The following is a 22000-nucleotide window of genomic DNA, read 5'->3' as shown; positions in this document are numbered from 1 at the left end:
GCTCATGCCAGCGGCACGGTGACGGGCGCCTCGCCCGCGAAGGCCCGCGCGATCAAGTCGCGGATCGCGCCGCGCTCCAGCGGCCGCGGATTCCAGTAGGCATTGGTCACAGCGAGGTCGGCGGCCCTGTCGATGCCGCTCTCCGGCATGCCGATGTCCTTCAAGGCGAGCTTCGCATGAAGACGGCGCGCCAGATCGTAAAGTCCCTGCGCTGCATCGCTGGTGCCGAGCGCCCGCGCGATGCGCGCCGCGACCTCCGGCACCGCGGGCGCGTTGTAGGCCATCGCGTGAGGCAGCACGATGGTGTGGGTTTCCGCATGCGGCAGATCGAAGGTGCCGCCGAGGGTGTGGCAAAGCTTGTGATGCAGTGCCATGCCGACTGCGCCCAGGCACGTCCCGGCCAGCCAGGCGCCATACAGCGCACCGGAGCGCGCCTCGCGATCGCCCGGTGTTGCAACGATCACAGGCAGGGCCGTCGCCAGTGCGCGAATGGCCTCTTCCGCCATCAATGAGATGATCGGATTCTTTTCGCGGGCGTAGAGCGCCTCGACCGCATGCGCGATCGCGTTCATGCCGGAGGTCGCGGTCATGCCCGGCGGCAACGACATGGTGAGGTCCACGTCATAGACCACGGTCTCGGGCAGGATTTTCGGGCTCGACTGCGTGGTCTTGAGGCCGTCGCGGGTCTCGCCCAGGATCGGCGTCATCTCCGAGCCGGCATAACTGGTGGGCACCACCACCTGCGGCAAATCGGTGCGCAACGCGATCGCCTTGCCAAGCCCGGTGGTGGAGCCGCCGCCGACCGCAACCACGCCGTCGGCATTGAGCGCCTTGACCTGCGCCATCGCCAGCTCAGTCACGTCGACCGGCGTGTGCATGGTGGCGCCGGAGAATATGCCGGCGGCGCGCGCGCCAAGCAGCGCCGCGATGTCGTGTCCCTGTTTTTCCTGAGGCGGCGTGGTCAGAACCAGCGCGCGACTGATCGACAGACGCTCGAGCTCCGCCGGCAATTCCGCCAGCGTCCCCGTCCCGAAGACCACCCGCATGGGTGCCGACTGATAGACGAACCGGTCCATCATCTACTCCTTGGTCCGCGCTTGCATTATGCACGCCATCGATCGCGGCGCGCGATTTTTCCGCGCATGAGCGATGCCGTCACGGCCAGTTGAAGCCAGCCGCGCGGCACGGTCATGTTTCCCCGCCTGCACTGTTAGTTTTTATGCACACGTTTGTCAATCGGTGTTTGCAGGGGTTTTCGACGATACGCTGGGATCACGACCCGGCGAATTTTCCAAGCCTCAATTTCGAAACCTTGGGTTTCTTTGTCCGTCATCCGGATCAACATCGCGTGCCATTGCCGGCGAGTTCGGGTAGGTTCACGGACTGAGACTCACCGGGACGCGGAATGGTTCGAAAGACACCTTCGAAGACGGTTCCTGAACGCGCCGCACGCGTCACCATCATCGACGTGGCGAAGCGCGCAGGCGTGCATTGGTCCACGGTGTCGCGTGCGCTCAATCCGGAAAAGCGCCATTTGATCTCGCCGGAGATGATCGAGCGCGTCGAGACCTGCGTGAGGGAAATGGGCTACCGCGCCAATGCGCTGGCGTCCGGCCTGCGCACCCAGCGCTCGCACACCATCGGCGTGATCGTGTCGCATCTCGGCGACCCGGTTCACCCTCCGATCGTTCGCGCCATCGAGGACTGCTTTGCCGAGATCGGCTATGTCACCATTGTCGGCAACACCGACAACTATCCGGGACGCCAGGGCGCGCTGATCGAGCGCTTCATCCGCCAGGGCGTCGAAGGCCTCGCGATCGCGACCTTCGCGCGCAACGATCCCGATGTCGATGTCTGCGTCGAGGCCAACATCCCTACCGTCTCGGTGTTTCGCGCCGCCGAGTCCGAGCTGATCCCGAGCGTTCGGGTCGACGACACCAGGGCAATGGAAATCGTGGTGGCACATCTCGCCGACCACGGCCACCGCCGCATCGCCCATATCGCCGGCCCGCAAAACGTCTCGACCGGCTATCATCGCTACCGCGGCTTCCGCCGCGCCTGCCGCGCCCGCGCCGGGGATGGCGTCTCGCCATCGGTGGTGTTTGCCGCCGAATTCACCGTGGAGGATGGCGAGACCGCCTGCGCGCAGTTGCTGCGCGAGCATCCCGACATCACCGCGATTTCGGCCGCCAACGACATGCTGGCAGTCGGCGCGCTTCGTCATCTTCGGGCCAACCAGATCCGCTGTCCGTCGCAGATTTCGCTAGTCGGCATGAACAACATGCAGTTCATGGACGCGATCGCGCCGGCGCTGACCACCATCCACACCCCCACCGCCGATCTCGGCATCCAGGCCGCGAAGCTCCTGATCGCCATGATCAACGACACGCCGATCGAAACCAACCGCATCGTGCTGACACCGGAGCTGGTGGTGCGGGATTCGGTGGCCAGGATTCGCAGTGTCGCGCGCAGCGATGCGGATCTGGCGGCGTCGTAGGGAGACGACGTTTCTCCATATTCAGCGTCATCACCGGGCTTGACCCGGTGATCCAGCTTTCTTCACTGAAGTCCTGCCGCGCATAAGCTGGATTACCGGGTCAAGCCCGGCAATGACGGAGTGGGGATGATGCGCCAGCGCTCACACTGGCTTTTCCAAATCATTCTCAAGCCAACTCCTCCAACAACTTCTGCACCACCTTGCGATCGGCCTCGCTCAGCGCCGCCTGTGGCGGCACGGGGTCGCCGACGTCGTAGCCCTGGAGGGTGAGGCCGGCCTTGATGCAGGCGGCCAGATTAAAACGTGCGAAGGCTTCGTTGATGCGCCAGAGCTTGCGCTGCTGGATCAGCGCCTGGTCCCAGCGGCCGGCCTTGCAGAGGTCGTACAAAGCGACGCTCTGCTGCGGCACCACGCAGGCCGGGCCGGCCATCCAGCCGACACCGCCGATCAGCATCACGGCGGCGGGAATATGCGCGGATGCGGCGAACACCCGAATGGCGTCGCCGCAGCGGTTGAGGATCGACAGCAGCCGGCCGGTGTTGGTGGAGGCATCCTTGATGTAGCCGATGCGCGGATGCTGGGCGAGCCGTTCGATGACATCGAGCGTCAGGTCGGAGCGCTGGAATTGCGGATTGGTGTACATGACAACCGGAATATCCACGGCGTCGGCGATGGCACGGAAGTAGCTTTCGACCTGCGCATCGCTGACCGGGAAATACGCTTCCAGGATGGCCAGGATGCCGTCGGCGCCGAGCTGCTGATAAGCCCTGGCCTGCGCCACCGCATCCGCCGTCGAGGTCGACGCCACGCCGGCCACCACAGGCACGCGCCGCGCGGAGGCTTCGATGGTGGTTTTCACCACCGCGGTGCGCTGCGCCGCATTGAGATAGGCGAACTCGCCGGTCGAGCCCAGCGGCGTCAGGCCGTGCACGCCGGCCTTGATCAGATCGTCACAGAGCCGCCCCAGCACATCGGTGCGGATCTGCCCGCCGGCGTCGATCGGCGATACGAGATAAGGGAAGACGCCGTGAAGATCCGCGGATGCCGACATGATGCCTCGATGCTGCGAGTGAAAGTCCAAAAGGGAACATCTATCGGCTATACACCAAAGATGATCGTTCAGCCGCCTTCGAATATCCGGCGCCGGGCGCATTCCAGATGTGTGTGCATGGCGGTGCGCGCGCCGGCTTCGTCACCGGCCTCGATGGCATCGACGATCGCCTTGTGCTCGACCTGGACCATCAGCAAGCGGCTGCGCGGCTGGATCAGCGACAGATTGCGGTTGAGGTTCATCCCGGCGGCGATCTGGTCGTGCAGGCTTTGCAGGGTCGCGACAAAGAAATGATTGCCGGTGGCCTCGGCCACGGCGCGGTGAAATGCGACGTCCTCCTCCACGCCAAGTTTGCCCTGCTCGGTGATGATTTCGAGTGCGGCGAACGCCCCGCGCAGCCGCGTCATGCCATCGGGGTCGCGCATCCGCGCCGCGATCGCAGCGATCTCGCCCTCGACCGCGACGCGAAACACGAAGCAGCGCTGGATATCGGCAATGCTGCCGACCGGCGAGAACATGCCGACATCCTTGGCCGGCCGGCGCAGCACATAGGAGCCCGATCCCTGGCGCGAGGCGATCACGCCGTCGTCGCGCAGCCGCAGCAGTGCCTCGCGCACGATCGGCCGGGAGACGCCGAGCTTGTCGGCGAGATCGGTCTCGGTCGGCAGCCGGCTGTCGACGGGGTAAGCGCCGCTGATGATCTGGCTGAGGATGTATTCATAGGCTTTGTCGCTCAGCTTCACCCGGGCGGTCATCGTCCGTCGACTCATCATGTTGCTGTTATCAGATCCACGCATGGTTCCGCCCGGGACGCAAATCTAACATATTTACAACTTTACTTACAGTTTGTAGCAACACTCCAAAGGCCGGATAACAGCTTGAACTGTACCGTCCCGTGATCAGGGCGACCTGGGGAGGGAAACTGTTCGGCTCAATGTTGTAAAGATGCTTTGGGGGCGCCTTGTGGCAGCCGGACGTGTTGGTGATGACACCAGTTCTTCGATCAAGGGGTGAGACAACCATGCAGTCTTACGATCTCGCCGGCCTGCGGCTCTTGCGTGTCGCTCTCGGCGGCCATGACCTGGACGGCGGCGCGCGTCCGCCATTGCCACCGCCCGCCTCGACGCGCAGGATGAGACCACCCTCGCGGCGCTGCGCGAGACCCCGCTGTTCGCAACGCATCACGCCGCCAAACAGGCCGAGTTTTTTTTACCGAAACCTGATCGCGAGCGATCTGCTTCGCACCACCATCGCCGACGCCAAGGACGCACCATGACCGAATTGTCTTCCGAGACCCGTGACCGCCTGATGGTGGTCTCCACTGCAACACTGGCCACCATCCTGTTCAAGCGCGGCCTGCGTTCACAATTCATCCAGGGCGTGCCGCGGCTCACCAGCCGGCCGCTGAAGATGGTCGGCCCGGCCTTCACCCTGCGCTACATTCCCGCGCGCGAAGATATCGACACCATCGAGGTGTTCCGTGATCCCGAGCACCCGCAACGCAAGGCGATCGAGACGGTGCCCCCGGGCCATGTGCTGGTGATGGATTGCCGGGGCGATCATTCCGCCGCATCCGCCGGCGGCATTCTTGCCACCCGCGCCATGATCCGGGGCTGCGCCGGCATCGTCACCGACGGCGGCCTGCGCGATGCCGACGAGATCGCCGAGCTCGATATGCCGACCTACTGCGCGGCCCGCTCCGCGCCGACCAACCTGACCCGGCATCACGCCGTCGACCTCAACGTGCCGATCGGCTGCGGCACCGCCCCCGTTTTCCCCGGCGACATCATGGTGGGCGATGGCGACGGCGTGATCGTGCTGCCGCGCGGCATCGCCGATGAGGTGGCGCTGGAGGGCTTCAACCAGGACAAGCTGGAGAGCTTCGTGCTCGACGAAATCCGTAAGGGCGCGCCGCTGCGCGGCACCTATCCGCCGAACGAAGAGACGCTGAAACGCTTCAAGGCGACGCTGGGGGATACGGGGTCGGGCTCAGGGGCGATTTAGCGTTCGCTGTTTTTCGTCATGGCCGGGCTTGTCCCGGCCATCCATGTCTTTCTTTTGGTAATGCTGTAAAGGCGTGGATGCCCGCACCAAGTGCGGGCATGACGGAAAAAATAATGATCTCCGAGTTTGAAGATCACCCGCTATTCCTCAACCCCGCCGAAATTCCATTGATCGTGATCTGCACGCCGCGCAGCACTTGCTCGTCGGCATTCTCGGCTCGGTGGGCTTTCAGCAGCTCGACCTGGGTGTGGTTCAACGGGTCGAGATAAGGAAAGCGGTTGCGGATGGAGCGTTCCAGCAGCGGGTTGCCTTGCAGCAGGCGGTCCTGCTCCATGATCTGCAGCAACAGGCGGATCGAGGTCTGCCACTCGGTGCGGATGCGCTGGAAGATGGTGTCGCGCAGCTTCTTGTCGGTGACGAGCTCCGCATAACGCGAGGCGATGGCAATGCTGCTCTTTGAGAGCACCATGTCCATGTTCGACAGCAACGTGCGGAAGAACGGCCACTCGCGATAGAGCTCCTGCAGCAGTTCAATGCCCTTGTCGGGGTGCTGCTTGATCCAGGTCTCCACGGCGGTACCGAAGCCGAACCAGCCCGGCAGCATCAGGCGGCATTGCGCCCAGCTGAACACCCAGGGAATCGCGCGCAGGTCCTCGATGCGGCGGGTCTGCTTGCGCGAGGCCGGCCGGCTGCCGATGTTGAGGCCGGAGATTTCCGAGATCACGGTGGATTCCCAGAAATAATCGGTGAAGCCTTCGGTCTCGTACACGAGATTGCGATAGGCCGCGAAGGCGAGCGACGACAGCTCTTCCATGGCGACCAGATAATCTTCGCGCGGCGCAGCCTGCTGCGGCTGGATCAGGCTGGCTTCCAGCGTCGCCGCAACCAGGATTTCCAGGTTGCGGCGGCCGACTTCCGCATTGGAGTATTTGCTGGAGATGATTTCGCCCTGCTCGGTGATGCGGATCTGGCCGTTCACCGCGCCGCCCGGCTGGGCGATGATGGCATCGTAGCTCGGCCCGCCGCCGCGGCCGACCGAACCGCCGCGGCCATGGAACAGCCGCAGCCGCACGCCGTGACGCTTGAACACTTCAATGAGACTGATCTCGGCCTTGTAGAGCTCCCAGCCGGAGGTGACGAAGCCGCCATCCTTGTTGCTGTCGGAATACCCCAGCATCACTTCCTGGACACCGCCGCGGCTGTCGACCAGCTTGCGATAGACCGGCAGCGACAGCAGCCGGTCCATGATCTCGGCGCAGTGCTGCAGGTCTTTAATTGTTTCGAACAGCGGCACCACATTGATGCGGCTTGCTCCCGAGGGATCGATGATGCCGGACTCCTTCAGCAGCACCGCAATTTCCAGCAGATCCGAGACGCCTTCGGTCATCGACACGATGCACTGGGTGATGGCTTTGTCGCCAAGCAGCTTTTGCGCGTCGGCGACGGCGTGCAGCAATGCCAGTTCACCGCGGGTCTCCTCGCCATAAGCGACGAACGGCGACACCAGCGGCCGCACCGTGGCGAGTTCGCGGGCCAAGAGGTCGATGCGGGCGTCCTCATCGAGGTCGCGATAGCCGACCTCAGGCATCGCCGCATCGAACAGTTCGATCAAGGTGCGCTCGTGCACGGCGGAGTTCTGGCGGATGTCGAGGCTGGCGAGATAGAAGCCGAAACAATCCACCGCGCGGCGCAGCTGGCGCAGCCGTCCCCGGGCGATGACGGCGGAATTATTCGCAAGCAGCGAACGATGGATGACATCGAGATCGGCGCGGAAATCCGCCACGCCGTCATAGGCCGCAGCCTTGCCGACCGGGCGGCGATCGGAATCGATGCCGTCGAGCTTCATCGCGGTGGCGGCAAGGCGGGCATAGATGCCTGATATCGCCAGTCGATAGGGTTCGCCGCGGCGATGGGGCGAAGCATCCGGCGACTGTTTCGCCAGCGCCTGCAGCTCCTCGGACAGCTCGACCAGTTGCGACGCCAGCGACAGTTCGGCGCCGAGCTGATGCAGCTCGTCGAGATAGAACCGCAGGATCCGGGTGCTCTGCATGCGGGTGGTGTCGCGCAGCACATCGGCGGTGACGAAGGGATTGCCGTCGCGGTCGCCACCGATCCAGCTGCCGACCCGCACGAACGAGGCCAGCTCATCATGCTCCAGCGCGTTCTCGGCGACATCCCGGTTCGCCATTTCCTCCGCCTGCAGCCGGTCTTCGAGGGCGCAGTGCAGCCGGGGCAATTCCCGCAAGAACGTGTAATCGTAGAACGACAAGCCGTTCGCAACTTCGTCCAGCACGGTCAGCTTGGTCCGGCGCAGCAGGTTGGTCTGCCACAGCGTCAGCACGGCGCGGCGCAGTTGCTCCTCGCTGTCGCGCCGCTCATCCGCGGTCATCCGGGTGCGCTCGTTGTGGTCCAGCAGCGCCGCGATCTCCATTTCCCGATCGATGGTGCTCTTGCGGCGGACTTCGGTCGGATGGGCCGTCAGCACCGGGCTGACCAGGGCCTCATCGAAGAATTGCCGCAGCCGCTCGGCGCCGATGCCGGCCTTGCGGGCACGGGCGACCGCGCCGGCCATCGTCGAGGCCTCCGGCAACTGCCCGGCCAGGATGCGGGAGCGGTTCTGGCGGATGTGGTTCTGGTCTTCGGCGATATTGGCGAGATGGGAGAAATAGCTGAAGGCGCGGACAATCCGCACCGTGTCGCTGATCGACATCCGGCTCAGGATCTCGTCAAGCTCGCGCTTGGCTTCCTGGTCCTCGTCACGGTGGAAGCGGATCGAGGTCTGCCGGATGCGCTCGACCAGGTCGAACACCGCCGCCCCCTCCTGGTCGCGGACGGTGTCGCCCAGGATACGGCCAAGCTGGCGGATGTCGTTGCGAAGCTGGGTGTCCTCGAACCCCGCGCCGCGGGTCTCGTCATAGACCGGCATTCCCGCACCGGGCGCCTTCACCTCGGACGTCTTGACCTCGGCAGACATGGCCCATCCCTTCCAACTTTTTGCAGTGCATCATTTGTCCATAATCCGGACCGCCCACGCAAGATGCTGCCGTGCAAGAAATCGACCTTCCAACACCGGATTTTCCGGATTCCTGCTCAGGATGTGGGCAGTCGTGGCGGGCGGGATCCGAAGGGCCTCCAGAGGCCATTGCATCGATCGGAAGGCGACGCTCACGCGCTCGAAATCGGCGGCGCGCATTTGACTCACCGGAATACGGGGCCGTTACGCACAAACACGCAAGACAGAATCAAATTAAGGATCGATTAACCATACCAGCCGGACTCTCCGCCCCATGAACACGGACGCGCAGATCGAAGAACTGGAGGAGTTGCTGTCGCAACTGTCCGTGCCTCCGTCGATCGTGCTCTCGGATGGCCGCATGGTCCGCTGGGTCACCGTCACCACCGCGGTCGTGGTTATCTCCGCTCTGTGCTTTGCCTTTATGCCCTTTCTGGCAGCCTACGCCAGCCTGCTCACAAGCGTCAAAATCAACGCCGCCCCGATTTCCGTCCCTGTCGCAGCCACCGCACCTGTCGCGACGCCTGCCGCGCCGATTGTCAAGGTGGTGGCGCGCGAGACGGTGCAGCCCGCTGACGGCCTTTGCCGCGTAGGGTTGACCGACCTCAATCAGGCCACTGCGCGCGTGACCGAGTTGGTCGCGCTTCGCCGAAGCATCGAAGACATTCCGATTGTCGCGTCATCCGATCCGGTGCCGCGCCCCCGTGTCCGCACCACCCGCGTCCGCGCCAAGCACATCGAAACTGCACGGACGCTCAACCATGTCGCGGAAAAAGAATCGACAGAACCGGCGCAGCCGACGCCGTTCTTCGAAAGACTGTTCGGCGCTCAACCGAACCAACTGTAATCGGCAAAAACTGGCAATAACGGGGAATACCAATGCAGGACGCAGATATCCTCAACTCCGACGTCAAGGCCCTCCTGATCTTGCTGCTGCTGAAGACCGGCACCAGCGCCGGCGAAATCGCCACCGCACTGCAAATGGCGGCCACCTCGCGCCTGGTGGCGAGCCCCGACCATCCGGCCCGCGAGATGGCCCCTGTCGCCCGCGAGGTCGCACCGGAGAGCATCGCGGAAGTCGACCGCCAGTTGGCCGAAACAGCGAGACTCCGCGCCGTTGCGCCGAAGCCGGCGCTACGCGCCGTGCAGGCGCCCCAGATCAAGGGCTACGCGGCCTGATTTCCGCTTATTCCCCGCGCTCGACGCAACAGCGCGGGGAATCCAACATGATCCGCTTCTGATGTGGCCTCGACATGCTCTTGCGCGCACGTCTGGAGGCGAAACGGCTCCGGCACCAGCCGGACGCCTTGAGCTCTCACATTACATTCTCTGACGTTCGACCTTGCGGGCCAGGTATTCGAAGGTCATCTCGACGATCTTGGGCTTGAGCAGAAAGTCGCGCGCCTCCCGCGCCTTGTCGGGATCGACCGGATGGATTGTGCCGGCGGCCGCAGCGGTCAGTTGCAGCGCCGCCGCGCGTTCGAAGAAGAAGGCGAGATAGGCCGCCTCCTCGATCGTATTGCCGGTGGTGATCAGGCCGTGATTGGCGAGCAAAATGGTTTTCCTCTCGCCAAGCGCAGCGGAAATAACGATCCCCTCCTCGTCCCCGATCGGAAGCCCCGGCCAATCCGGCAGATAGGCGCACTGGTCCTGGAACATGCACACGTCCATGTGCGCGACGATCAGCGGTTGGCCGATCATGGACAGGGCCGAGGTGGCCGGCGGGTGGGTGTGCACAATGGAGCGAATGGCCGGCTTGTGTTTGTAGATCCACAGATGGAATCGCGTGGCGGGATTGGGAATCCCGTCACCTTCGATCACGTTGAGATCGCCGTCGACCATGATGAAACCGGTGGGCTTGGCTTCGTCGAAGCCGGTGCCGAGCGGCAGTGTCAGAAACCGGTCCGGCCCGATCCGCGCGGTCAGCTGGCCGGCCAGCCCGCCGAAGTGGCCTTCGGCGGCCAGGATGTGGGCGGTGAACGTCAGTTTTTCCTGATCGGTCCAGCTGCTGGTCCGGTGCAGACTTTCGAGATCGGCGTCCACGCGTTTGGCGTGATGGGTCTTGTCCGCATGGGCCTTGAGGGGTGTTGCCGACATGGTTGTTATCCTCTGTGGATGTCAGAGCTGGATTTGGGACGCCGGTTGATAGGTCTGCCGCATCAGGAAGGCGCAGGCCGCGGCGAGAAGGCCGAGGCCGGCGAGATACACCCCGACCGCCTGGATGGTGCCGAAGCTCGCAATCAGCGTTGTCGCCACGATCGGGGCAAGCCCGCCACCCAGCGCACCGGCAACCTGGATGCCGATCGACATGCCGGAATAACGCAGCTCCGGCGGGAACTGCTCGCTGTAGAGATGCGATTGCGGACCGAACATCGCCGCATAGTTGATCGAGAGTCCGACAATGACGGCGATCTGGAACGCCAGCGCCGATCCGCTGCCGAGCGCTATCACCAGCGGAACCGCCGACACCGCCAGCAGCAGGCCGCCGGCGATATAGAGACGACGGGAGCCGACCTTGTCGCCAAGCCAGCCGAACAAGGGAATGCCGACGATCTGGAAGGCGGCGGCCACCGTGATCGCGCGCAACACCTCGCTGCGGGAAAACCCGAGCGTGCCGATGGCGTAGGAGACCGAAAACACCACGAGCGTAAAGTACAGCGTGACCTCGCCGAGCTTGCCGCCGATCAGCAGCAGCAGGGAGCGCCAGTGCCGCCTGATAACGTCGCGGGCCGGAAAGGCGCGAATCTTCTGCTCGCTTTTCATGGCGACAAAGACCGGCGATTCCGCAACATCCCGGCGGATATAGGCGCCGATCGCAAACATCACCACACTCGCGAGAAACGGCACCCGCCAGCCCCAGGCCAGGAAATCTTCCTCCGGCAACAGGCTGGCCAGCGCGAATGCGCCGGTGGACAGCATCAGCCCGACCGGGGTTGCGCCTTGCGGCAGGCTGCCGAAGAACGAGCGACGCGCGGCCGGCGCGTGCTCGACCATCATCAGCATGCCGCCGGCATACTCGCCGCCGAACGAAATGCCCTGAGCAATGCGCAGGACAATCAGCAGGATCGGCGCGGCAAGGCCGATCGAGGCATAGGTCGGCAGCAGGCCGATGGCCACCGTGGCCACGCCCATCAGCACCAGGCCGAGCATCAGCATTTTCTTGCGGCCGAGCCGGTCACCATAATGACCAAAAATGAGACCGCCGACCGGGCGCGCGAAGAACCCCGCGGCAAACGCACCGAACGCCGCCAGCTGCGCGGCGGTGGGATTGAAGGTCGGGAAGAACAGCTTGTTGAATACCAGCGCGGCCGCGGTGCCATAGGTCAGGAAATCGAAGGCTTCGATCGCACTCCCGATCATGGTGGCAAGTGTCACCTTGAGCATCGAGCGGCTGTCCGCCACGGAGTCCGGAAAAGGCTGTGCGAAGGATTCCGCCGTGACGTCGGCTATTTCAACCATGGGCGCCTCCTGAAAGACAACTTTTATTGTCCTATAGCCAACTTCCGCCGCGCCCGTCCGATTTGCAAGCTCAATTTTTATCTCGCAGGCGCGAGAATTTTGGGCAGATCGGGTAAAAGCCGATTTGGCCGCGCAGCGACCGGCTTTATGGTCGCAGGCGCGAATCGCAATGGAAGGTCCGAAAGCACGTGGCGAAGAAGGCCGTCAGCAAGGCTCCCCGCTCCGACGCCAGCCCGGAGAGCAATGATGTCGGCGCCCGCGCAAAATCGCTGCGGCTGCATCAGCGCATGACCCTCGACGAGCTCGCCGCACACACCGGCGTCAGCAAGGGCCATCTGTCACGATTCGAGCGCGGGCAGAAATCGCTGTCGCTCGCCATGCTGATGCGGCTGGCCGACGCGCTGCACGCCTCGGTCGCCGAACTGCTGGGCGAGCCGACCGCAGCCGGCAAATCGCATCTGTCGAAAGCCGCGGGGCGCACCTTCCGCAAGGCGACCGCCACCGATGGCGGTTATGCCTTTGCCGCGCTGAGCCGCAGCAACGATCCCATGATCAACTCGTTCGTGGTCGAATTTTCGGCAGCGGATACCGAAATGCGCAAATCCGCCACGGCCCACCACAGCGGCGAGGAGATCTTCTTTGTGCTGGAAGGCGCCGTCGAAATCGAGCTCGGCAACCGCACGCAATTGCTCAATGAGGGCGATTACCTGCAATTTCCCGGATCGGTGAAACACAATGTCCGCAGCGTGCGCAAACGCAGCAAGGTGCTGGTCATCGTGGTGCAGCGCTAGCGCCCGATGAGATATGGTTCGACCAATGTCATCCGTCATCCTGAGGTGGCCATCCGCAGGATGGCCCTCGAAGGGCGACGGCCCGGGCGGCAGCTCATTGGCCGTTCATCCTTCGAGGCTCGCCCAGCGGTGCAAGTGCACCGCAAGGCTCGCACCTCAGGATGACGGAATTGCTTCAATGCAAACTCACCCCGCATTAGCGGTCGCTGATTGCGGTCCACGCAGCACCATCAGCGTTGCCGACATGGTGGCCACCAGTTTTTCCTCGCCGTTGCGCAGCGCGAACGCCCGGGCTTCGCACACCGTGAGGGTGCGCCCGGGCTTGATCACCTCGGCGCGAAACTCAAACCGGTCGCCGCTCGCCGGCGCCAGCAGGTTGGTCTTGAATTCGACGGTCAACACATCGCAATCAGCGGGCATCAGCGTAAAGGCAGCGTAACCGCAGGCACTGTCGAGTCCCGCGGTGATGATGCCGGCATGAACAAAACCGTGCTGCTGGGTGTAGGCCGCGTCATACGCCATGGCGAGATCGAGCTTGCCGGGCGCCATGCGCGTTATCGCTATGCCGAGTGTCCGCATCGCCTGCTGGCGGTCGAAGCTCGCGATGACCCGCTCCTGATAGTCCGGATCCTGGGGCTCGCGTGCGGTCATGAGGGCGTTCCCGGCAGACGCTGGTTTGATACGGTAACGTATCAGGCTGGCGTCGGGATCGCAATACGCCACCGTATCGCTACACCTCAGCAACTGGCCTCAGGACATCTCCCTCACCCGACGGGATGTCCGCTGCCGCAGGGGGTGACAGAGCGGCCGACGTCTGTCGGCCCGAATGAAGTCGATGATCTGGTCCGCGAGAATGTGCCCCTGATATCTGCCGGCCACGAGATTCAGCCGGCTGGCAAAGGTGTCGGCTCCGAAAAATATGCCGCGATACGCCTCCTCGGCGATGTCGATGTCGGCTTCGCTGAACGCCCGCTGCCGCAGCCCCAGGCGATTGAATCCGCCCAAATACGAGAGGTCCCCCGCCGCAAGACCGAACGGGATGACGTCTGAGCGCACGAACGTCCGCATCTCGACCATGGCCGACGCACCGACATGGCTGAACTGGTGCGCGGCCGAATAATTGTCGAACTGGGTGAAATCGCCAACCTGGCAGTGACCCGCCAACGCCACCCCGAGACCAAGCGTGACATCCGATCCAATCGAACAGTCGTGCGCGACGTGGCTGTAGGCCAGCATGCGACACCGATCGCCGACCACGGTGACATTCCCGCCATCCCGGGTGCCCACATTGATGGTGACATGTCCGCCGAGATTGCAGCCGGCACCGACCACCAGCCGGCCCGTCGAGTCACCCGCCGCGATCGATTGTGGCGGCGTTCCCAGCGACGCAAAGGCGCCAATCCGCGTATCCTGGCCAATCGATGTGAAGCCGCCGATGTTGACGAAGGCCGCCAGATGGCAGCCCGGACCGATGGTCACATCGCCGCCAATCGTGCAGTTCGGGCCGATCTCGACAGTATCGGCAATACGCGCCCCGGCCGCGACATGGGCCGAGGGGTGGATCATAGCCATGCTTAAACAGACTCCCGTCATACCGACGTACGCCGAACAAAACGTACGCCAAACAAGATGTGCGGGGTGCCATGCCGCCCTCCGGACGTCCGAACAGACGTCACGAGGCCACAATCGCCGCTGTCTGCGCTCAAGCGCATTCAGCCACCGGAGCGGCAACTCATCATCGACGCTAGGTGAGTTGGTTTCGAATGTCGAGAGACGCAGGCGATTCAGGGTCAAAATCACACAATCGACCAGTTTGGTCGCAAAACCTGCACAATCGAGCGTCGAGATCCGGGTCTCGATCACCTGCCCTGCTAGTTCCCGCGCAGCCGCTCGCTGATCACGGACCAGCGGCTGCCGTCAAAGCGCACCATGTAACCGTCCTTGATAGCGCGGAAATCGTCCTTGCTGGTGTTGAGGGTGATGCCGGGCATCAGCATCGGCAACTCGATATTCTTCAGGCTGGTGGCCTGCGCCATGATGTTCTCGCGGGAGAGATCGTTGCCGCAACGTTCGAGCAGGACCACTAGCGCCTGCGACACATAATATCCATAGATCGCGGCAGAGTTGTTCGGGTCGGTGTTCGCGAAACGCTCCCGCATGAATGCGGTGTACTCGGCGAGACCGGGGTCCTTGGCCGTCTCGGCATCGTAGGGTTTCAGTGCGCCCAGCGAGAGGATGCCGGCTGATGCCTCGAGGCCGGCCGGCGCCATCACCGCGGTGGTGTTGGCGCAACCGCTGGAGATGAAACGCAACGGCAACCAGCCGGCTTCAAAGGCCTTGCGGATGGCCTGGGCGCAGGCGCGCGGCGTCACCGAATAGATCATGAAGACATCGGCCTTGGTGCTGGCAAGCGTCAGCACCTGGGAATCCACTGTCGGATCAGCCACCTCGAAGCTCGAAGCCATGGCGATCGCCTTGTCGGCATCCGCACCCAGCGCCTCGCGCACACCACGCAGATACTCCTTGCCGGCATCGTCGTTCTGGTAGAGCACGGCAAAACGCGCGTTCGGATTCTGCGCCCGCGCATACTGCACATCCATCGCCGCTTCCATCAGGTAGTTCGGCCCCCATGGCAGCGCGATCGACCACGGCATGTTGACGGGATCATTCCACTTCGCCGCCGTGCTGATCAGGAAGATCTGCGGCACCTTGTTGATGTTGAGATACTTGGCGACGGCCGAACTCGGCGCCGTGCCCATGGTGCCGAAAATGAAGGCGACGTTGTCGCTTTCGACTAGGCGGCGGACCGCCTCGACGGTCTTCGGTGGCGAGAAGGCATCATCGAGCGACAGCAGATTCAGCTTGCGGCCGTTGATCCCGCCCTTGCCGTTGACCTGATCGAAATAGGCCGACATCACCCGTCCGGCCAGGCCGAATGCCGACACTGGCCCGCTGTAGGGCATGGTGTTGCCGATGCGGATTTCGGTATCGGTGACGCCAGGTGTTGATTTCTGCGCCAGAGCCGGTGACACCGAAGCGACGACGGAAACAAGAAGAAGCGCGGCGGTTGCCTTCATGACGATCCCCGAATGTGACGGCCGGTCGTGATATCGCGACGACATCCCCTGAGCAATCCGCCTATTTGCCCGGCCAGGAGGGTTTGCGCTTTTCGGCGAACGACGCCAGGCCTTCCCTGGCATCCTCGGTCATTGCCAACAACGCGATCTGGCTTTCGGTAAAGGCAATGGCTTCGTCAAATGACATCGACGCAATGGCGCGCATGGCGTATTTGCCGCGGCGGATCGCGGTCGGCGACTTGTCACTGATGCGCCCGACCAGCCAGTCCACCTTGGCGTCGAGCTCGGCCGCCGGCACCACGTAATTCAGAAGGCCCGCATCTTTTGCGGCATGGGCGTCGAACGGCTCGCCGGTGAGGCTCCATTCATTGATCAGGCGCAGTGGCGCAATCGCCTGCAGCAGGCTCATCACCTGCATGGGAAACACGCCGACCTTGACCTCCGGCAGGCCGAACGCGACATGATCGGCGGCAACCGCCATGTCGGTCATGGCGAGCAGCCCCATGCCACCCGCCATGCAGGCACCATTGACCCGGGCGATGCTTGGCTTGGTAGCGCCCTGCGCCAGCCGCAGCATGTCGGCATAATCCACATTCGGTTTGGCAAAATCGAAGGTGAAGGATTTTCCAGGCTGAAGATCGGCACCGGCGCAAAACGCCTTGTCGCCAGCACCGGTGAGCACGATCACACGGATATCGGGATCGTTGTGGGCCTTGTGATAACCGGCCTTGATCCCGGCGATCACATCCGCATTGAGCGCATTCCGCTTGTCCGGCCGGTTGATAGTGATCCAGAACGCAGGTCCGCGCTTGTCGTGCAGAACGGCTGTGCTGTCGCTCATTGTGCGCCTCTTATTCCGCCGCCTCGGACTCGTTCTTAACCTTGGTATCGATCTCGGCCACGATCTTGCCAGTGGTCACCTGCTCGCCCTCGATCACATGCATGGCAGAAATGATGCCCGCCGCTGGCGCGACATGGACGTGCTCCATTTTCATCGCCTCCAGCGTCGCCACCGGCTGCCCGACAGCAACCTGCTCGCCCTGCTTGACCAGCACGGCGACGACGCGGCCGTTCATGGCCGCGCGCAGCTTGCCGTCACCACCCTCCGCGGCCGCGCGCTCCGGCGCCGCATAGGTGAGATCCTTTGCTGCGATGGTGAGGCCATCAGCCAAGATGAAGAGCCTGTCGCCGTCGCGCGCATAGGTTGCCGAGACCATGAGTTCGCCCGTCCGGAAGCGGATGGTGTCGGCATCGAGAGTGTCGATATCGACGATGGTCTCCCGGCCCTCATGGAAAACGGCATAGCTGCCGTCGCGGCGGCGGACAATCTCGACCTCATGGACAGGCCCGCCGAGAGCGATGCGCATCGGGATCGGAAAGGCCGGCGTGAGCGCGCGACCCTTGCGCCAGGATTCAAAACCACGACTGGTGACGCACAGCAGCAACGCAGCCAGCACGACCGGCGATGGGTCGCGCGGCTCGGGCGCCCTGAACAGAACATCACGATGGCCATCGATGAAGGCCGTGGTGGCCGCACCCGCGGCAAAACCGTCATGAGACAGGCACGCCGCCAGGAACTGCCGGTTGGTGGTGACGCCGAAGGCCACCGTGTGCCCAAGGCCGTGCAGCAGCTTGCGCCGCGCTTCCTCCCGGGTGGCGCCATGGCTGACGATCTTCGCGATCATCGAATCGTAGAACGGCGGGATGGTCGCGCCCGAAACCAGCGCGTGTTCGACCCGCAATTCGCCCGGCATCTGCCAGCGCAGCAGCCGGCCGGATTGCGGCATGAAATCATGGTCCGCATCTTCCGCGCACAGCCGTACCTCGATGGCATGGCCAGAGAAAGCCACGTCGTCCTGGCGCAACGGCAGCGGTTCGCCGCGGGCGATTCGCAACTGCAGCTCGACCAGATCGAGCCCGGTGATCGCTTCGGTGACCGGGTGTTCGACCTGCAGGCGGGTGTTCATTTCCATGAAATAGAAGTGACCGGCGGGGTCGAGCAGGAACTCCAGCGTGCCGGCGCCCTCATAACCCATCGCCTTGACGGCGGCCACGGCCACCGCGCCCATCCGTGCGCGCAGCTCAGGCGAGACCGCCGGCGACGGCGCCTCCTCGATCAGCTTCTGGTGCCGCCGCTGCACCGAGCAGTCGCGCTCACCGAGATGGATGGCGTGGCCGTGACGATCGCCGAACACCTGAATCTCGATGTGACGGGGATCGACAATGGCGCGCTCGAGAATGACGGTGGCATCGCCGAACGCGCTCTTGGCCTCGGATTTGGCACTGCGCAGGAGATCGGCGAATGCAGCCTCATTCGGCACCAGCCGCATGCCGCGGCCGCCGCCGCCGGCCGTCGCCTTGATCATCACCGGAAAACCGATCCTGCGTGCCTCAGCGGCCAGCGTCGTCTCGCTCTGGTCGTCGCCCTGATAGCCGGGCACGCAGGGCACACCGGCCTTCTCCATGATCGCCTTGGCCGCGGCCTTGTTTCCCATGGCGCGGATCGAGTCCGCCGAGGGACCAATGAAGACAAGCCCGGCGGCCGCACAGGCGGCGGCGAACTCCGCGTTTTCGGCGAGAAAGCCGTAACCGGGATGCACCGCATCGGCGCCACTTGCTTTGGCGGCGGCGATGATAGTTTCGATCTTCAGGTAGGATTGCGCTGGCGGCGCCTCGCCGATCCACACGGCTTCATCCGCTTCACGGACATGGCGAGCGTCCGCGTCCGCTGATGAGTACACCGCCACCACGCCATAACCGAGCCGGCGCGCCGAGCGCATCACCCGCAGCGCGATCTCGCCGCGATTGGCGACCAGGATCTTACGGAATGGCGTGAGCTTCACGGCTTTGCTTTCGCTCATGGCCGCGCAACCGAGAACTGCATCGGCTGCGGGTTGCGCCGCTCCGCTTCGCGGCAGATCGCCAGCACTTCTGCCAGCACCGCACGGGTATCGCGCGGATCGATCACGCCGTCGTCAAGCACCCGTGCACTGGTGGCGAACACATCCATCTGGCCATCGAACACCGCAGTGATCTTCGCCTTCATCTTATCGAGCTGCTCGCGCTCCACCGGCTTGCCCTTGCGCGCGGCCGCCGCCTCGGTGACGATGGCCATGGTTTCCGCCGCCTGCTCGCCGCCCATCACCGCCGTCTTGGCGTTGGGCCAGGAGAAACAGAACCGCGGATGGAAGCCGCGGCCGCACATGCCGTAATTGCCCGCGCCGAACGAGGCGCCGCAATACAGCGTGATCTGCGGCACCGTGGCGCTGGTCACCGCCTGGATCATCTTCGAGCCGTGCTTGATCATGCCGGCCTCCTCATAGGCGCGGCCGACCATGTAGCCGGTGGTATTATTGAGATAGAGCAGCGGCGTGCGCGACTGGCAGCAGGCCTGGATGAAATGCGTCGCCTTGTTGGCGCCGGCGGGATCGAGTGGCCCGTTGTTGGTGATGATGCCGACCGGATGTCCCTCGATCTTGGCATGACCGCATACCGTGGCCGGACCGTAATCGGCGCCGAACTCGATGAAGTCGGAGCCGTCAACAAACCGCGCAATGGCCTGGCGCATGTCGACCGGACGCTTGTGATCCATCGGCATGATGCCGAGCAGTTCCTCCGGATCGTAGCGCGGCGGCACGAAGACGGTATCGCCGTCGCGCGACGGGCGATCCCAGGCAAGGCCGGCCATGATGTCACGGGCGATACGCAGCGCATCGCGGTCGTCTCCGGCGAGATAATCGCCGAGGCCGGAAATGCTGGTGTGCATCTCGGCGCCGCCGAGCTCCTCTTCGGTGGCGATTTCGCCGGTGGCCGCCTTCAGCAGCGGCGGCCCGGCGAGAAACGCCCGGGTGCGGCCGCGCACCATCACGATATAGTCCGACAGGCCGGTCTGGTAGGCGCCACCCGCGGTCGACGAGCCATGGGTCACGGTGACCACCGGCAGCCCGGCGGCTGACAATCGGGCGAGATTGCGAAAGATGTTGCCGCCGCGGACAAAGTCCTCGACGCGATAGCGCAGGAGATTAGCGCCGGCGCTTTCCACCAGTTGCACCAGCGGCAGCTTGTTTTCCAGTGCGAGCTCCTGCACCCGCAACTGCTTGTCGAGCCCCATCGGCTGCAGCGCGCCGGCATCGATGCCGGAATCGCTGGCGCTGACCATGCAGCGCACGCCGGACACAAAGCCGATGCCGGCGATCAGGCCGCAGCCGGGAATACTCTTGTCGGCATCGGGTACATCGAACATGTAGCCGGCGAGGGTCGACAGCTCGATGAACGGTGTATCCGGATCAAGCAGAAGCGCAACGCGCTCGCGCGGCAGCAACTGGCTGCGTTTGTGGAAACGTTCCTTCGCCGCCGCCGACGCCGCGCGTGCCCGCTCCTCCAGCGACCGCATGCGGTCGATCAGCGCCAGCATGCCGGCCCGATTGGCCTGAAAAGCCGCGCCGCTCGGCGCGATGGTGTTGTCGATCAGGGCCATGGCTGCTGCATCATCCTTGCGTGCCGAAATGGTCGACATAGCGGTTGCGCAGGTCGACCTTGCGCAGCTTGCCGGTTGCCGTCATCGGCATCTCGTCGAGAATCCGCACCAGCTTCGGCACCTGGAAGCCGCCGAGTGTCTTACGGCAGTGCTCTGATATCTCGGTTTCGCTCGCTTGCACCCCCGGCTTCAGCTTGACGAAGGCCGAGACCGCTTCGCCCCATTGCGGATGCGGCAGGCCGACCACGGCGGCATTGGCCACCGCCGGATGCGCCAGCAGCGTCTCCTCGATCTGCACCGATGCGACGTTCTCGCCGCCGGACTTGATCATGTCCTTCTTGCGGTCGATGAACAGCACCTCGCCATGGGCGTCGATCAGCGCGAGATCGCCGGTGTGATGCCAGCCGAATTTTCGCGCGGCTTCGGTGGCGCCGGGATCCTTGTAATAACCGAGCATGACGTTGGGGCCGCGGTGTACCAGCTCGCCGATCTGGCCCGGCGGCAGGAGATTGCCATCGTCGTCCATGATCGCGGTTTCGTTGACGATGAGCGACTCGCCCCAGTAGTTGCCGAACCGCTCCAGTTGCCGGTCCGGCTGCGACATGGTGGTGGCCGGATACATTTCGGTCTGCCCACTGGTCAACACGAAATTGGGACAGAGTTCGGCGATGGCGCGCTCCAGCAGCGGCCGGCCCATCGGCGCCATAGTGTAGATGCAGGCCCGCAGCGACGTCAGGTCGAACTCCTTGCGGCGCGGATGATCGAGGATTGCCTGGTACATCAGCGACAGCCCGACAAACACGGTGAGCTTGTCGCGGGCGATGGCCTCCATCGCCACCACCGGATCGAAGCCGCGCATCAGTGCCATCTTGCCGCCAACCGAGAGATAACTCAGCAGCAGCACATGGCCGGCGCAGTGAAACAGCGGGAACTGCCCGGTGATGCCGTCGTTGCGGCCGAGGCCCATTTCGATGGCGTTGCTCATGACCGCCATCACCACCGCGAGATGGCAGTGCATCGCGCCCTTCGGCCGCGAGGTGGTGCCGGAGGTGTAGATGATCATCGCCAGGTCATGATCGTCGAAGGCGATCTCGGGCTCGATGTCAGACTGCCCGACTATCAGATCGTTGAAACTTTCGAGACCGGCCGCCTTGGCCTTGCCGGTGAGATCGACCGCGATCAGCTCGACCTTGCGCTTCTCAAGCGCAGCCCGCCGCTCCGGCTGTGCATGCAGGTTGTCGTCGATCAGCGCAAAGCAGACGCCTGCATGATCGATGATGTAGTCCATGTCGTCGGGGCCGAGCATGGTGTTGATGGGCACCCAGACGAGGCCGGCGCGATGGATGCCGAACAGCGCTTTGACCATCTCCACGGAATTGTTGCAGATGGTCGAAATCTTGTCGCCGGGCTTCAGCCCGCGGGCAACCAGGTAGTTGGCGAAGCGATTGGCGTCGCGTTCGATCTCGGTGAAGGTGATTTGTTTCACACCATCGGTCAGCGCGGTGCGATCGGGAAATCGCCGCGCCGCGCGGCGCAGCAGATCGCCGATAGCAACCCGTCCGATCCGGCCGGGCCCGGGGACGCCGCCGGTGGCAGTCAGATCCGTCATGTACCCTCCAGAAAGCGGCAAT

17 protein-coding genes and 1 pseudogene are annotated in these 22000 nt (G+C 63.9%); 5 read left to right on the top strand and 13 right to left on the bottom strand.

Translation table 11 applies throughout. The features are described 5' to 3' along the window. Positions 1 to 2 precede the first annotated feature (2 nt). Positions 3 to 1076, bottom strand: coding sequence for a maleylacetate reductase (locus RS897_RS17955; RefSeq protein ID WP_407654507.1), 1074 nt, complete (start codon positions 1074 to 1076; stop codon positions 3 to 5). Positions 1077 to 1405: 329 nt separating this feature from the next. Here RS897_RS17955 and RS897_RS17950 point away from each other — a divergent pair, with 329 nt between their 5' ends. Beyond that, positions 1406 to 2497, top strand: coding sequence for a LacI family DNA-binding transcriptional regulator (locus tag RS897_RS17950; RefSeq protein WP_315837852.1), 1092 nt, complete (start codon positions 1406 to 1408; stop codon positions 2495 to 2497). Between the two features lie 166 nt (positions 2498 to 2663). Here RS897_RS17950 and RS897_RS17945 read toward each other — a convergent pair whose 3' ends face one another. Both RS897_RS17945 and RS897_RS17940 read right to left on the bottom strand, forming a co-directional pair. After that, positions 2664 to 3548: a dihydrodipicolinate synthase family protein gene (locus RS897_RS17945; RefSeq protein WP_315837851.1), complete on the bottom strand. Its 885-nt coding sequence runs from the start codon at positions 3546 to 3548 to the stop codon at positions 2664 to 2666. A 68-nt stretch (positions 3549 to 3616) separates the two neighbouring features. Next, on the bottom strand, positions 3617 to 4303 hold the full coding sequence (locus RS897_RS17940) for a FadR/GntR family transcriptional regulator (RefSeq protein WP_315837850.1): 687 nt from the start codon (positions 4301 to 4303) through the stop codon (positions 3617 to 3619). Positions 4304 to 4820: 517 nt separating this feature from the next. On the opposite strand from RS897_RS17940, the gene RS897_RS17935 reads away from it, so the two are divergent. Next, entirely contained in the window at positions 4821 to 5552 is a 732-nt protein-coding gene (locus RS897_RS17935) for a ribonuclease activity regulator RraA (RefSeq protein WP_315837849.1), read from the top strand. 133 nt (positions 5553 to 5685) lie between these two features. On the opposite strand, the pseudogene ppc reads toward RS897_RS17935, so the two are convergent. After that, positions 5686 to 8442, bottom strand: a pseudogene (ppc, locus tag RS897_RS17930) (phosphoenolpyruvate carboxylase); the annotation flags it as partial. Between the two features lie 484 nt (positions 8443 to 8926). Here ppc and RS897_RS17925 point away from each other — a divergent pair. Together RS897_RS17925 and RS897_RS17920 are read left to right on the top strand one after the other, a co-directional pair. Continuing rightward, positions 8927 to 9412: a hypothetical protein gene (locus RS897_RS17925; RefSeq protein ID WP_315837848.1), complete on the top strand. Its 486-nt coding sequence runs from the start codon at positions 8927 to 8929 to the stop codon at positions 9410 to 9412. A gap of 32 nt (positions 9413 to 9444) precedes the next feature. Next, entirely contained in the window at positions 9445 to 9744 is a 300-nt protein-coding gene (locus RS897_RS17920) for a hypothetical protein (protein WP_315837847.1), read from the top strand. A gap of 141 nt (positions 9745 to 9885) precedes the next feature. Here the strand turns inward: RS897_RS17920 and RS897_RS17915 are convergent, their stop codons facing one another. Together RS897_RS17915 and RS897_RS17910 are read right to left on the bottom strand one after the other, a co-directional pair. Further along, complete coding sequence (locus RS897_RS17915) at positions 9886 to 10662, bottom strand: aldolase (protein WP_315837846.1); 777 nt, start codon at positions 10660 to 10662, stop codon at positions 9886 to 9888. Between the two features lie 21 nt (positions 10663 to 10683). Continuing rightward, complete coding sequence (locus RS897_RS17910; RefSeq protein ID WP_315837845.1) at positions 10684 to 12024, bottom strand: MFS transporter; 1341 nt, start codon at positions 12022 to 12024, stop codon at positions 10684 to 10686. 188 nt (positions 12025 to 12212) lie between these two features. Here RS897_RS17910 and RS897_RS17905 point away from each other — a divergent pair, with 188 nt between their 5' ends. Beyond that, entirely contained in the window at positions 12213 to 12815 is a 603-nt protein-coding gene (locus RS897_RS17905; RefSeq protein WP_315837844.1) for a helix-turn-helix domain-containing protein, read from the top strand. 186 nt (positions 12816 to 13001) lie between these two features. On the opposite strand, the gene RS897_RS17900 is transcribed toward RS897_RS17905, so the two are convergent. The 7 genes from RS897_RS17900 to RS897_RS17870 form a co-directional block, all read right to left on the bottom strand. Continuing rightward, positions 13002 to 13466, bottom strand: coding sequence for a PaaI family thioesterase (locus tag RS897_RS17900; protein ID WP_315837843.1), 465 nt, complete (start codon positions 13464 to 13466; stop codon positions 13002 to 13004). Between the two features lie 99 nt (positions 13467 to 13565). Next, positions 13566 to 14387 carry an acyl-ACP--UDP-N-acetylglucosamine O-acyltransferase gene (gene lpxA / locus RS897_RS17895; RefSeq protein ID WP_315837842.1) on the bottom strand — a complete coding sequence of 274 codons (822 nt, stop codon included), beginning with the start codon at positions 14385 to 14387 and terminating at the stop codon, positions 13566 to 13568. A 299-nt stretch (positions 14388 to 14686) separates the two neighbouring features. After that, a complete protein-coding gene (locus RS897_RS17890; protein WP_315837841.1) occupies positions 14687 to 15892 on the bottom strand; it encodes an ABC transporter substrate-binding protein in 1206 nt (401 codons plus the stop codon). 61 nt (positions 15893 to 15953) lie between these two features. Beyond that, on the bottom strand, positions 15954 to 16733 hold the full coding sequence (locus RS897_RS17885) for an enoyl-CoA hydratase/isomerase family protein (RefSeq protein ID WP_315837840.1): 780 nt from the start codon (positions 16731 to 16733) through the stop codon (positions 15954 to 15956). A 10-nt stretch (positions 16734 to 16743) separates the two neighbouring features. Further along, the gene (locus RS897_RS17880) at positions 16744 to 18753 is read right to left on the bottom strand and encodes an acetyl/propionyl/methylcrotonyl-CoA carboxylase subunit alpha (RefSeq protein ID WP_315837839.1); all 2010 of its coding nucleotides are present in this window, start codon (positions 18751 to 18753) and stop codon (positions 16744 to 16746) included. Continuing rightward, a complete protein-coding gene (locus RS897_RS17875) occupies positions 18750 to 20369 on the bottom strand; it encodes an acyl-CoA carboxylase subunit beta (RefSeq protein ID WP_315837838.1) in 1620 nt (539 codons plus the stop codon). The genes RS897_RS17880 and RS897_RS17875 overlap by 4 nt, the downstream gene beginning before the upstream one ends. A gap of 10 nt (positions 20370 to 20379) precedes the next feature. Continuing rightward, positions 20380 to 21978: an AMP-binding protein gene (locus tag RS897_RS17870; protein ID WP_315837837.1), complete on the bottom strand. Its 1599-nt coding sequence runs from the start codon at positions 21976 to 21978 to the stop codon at positions 20380 to 20382. Positions 21979 to 22000: the final 22 nt, after the last annotated feature.

The sequence above is a fragment of the Bradyrhizobium prioriisuperbiae genome (genome assembly GCF_032397745.1).
Classification (GTDB): Bacteria; Pseudomonadota; Alphaproteobacteria; order Rhizobiales; family Xanthobacteraceae; genus Bradyrhizobium_A; species Bradyrhizobium_A prioriisuperbiae.
Note: the sequence above shows the minus strand (reverse complement) of the source record. Positions and strands in the feature narration are given on the sequence as shown.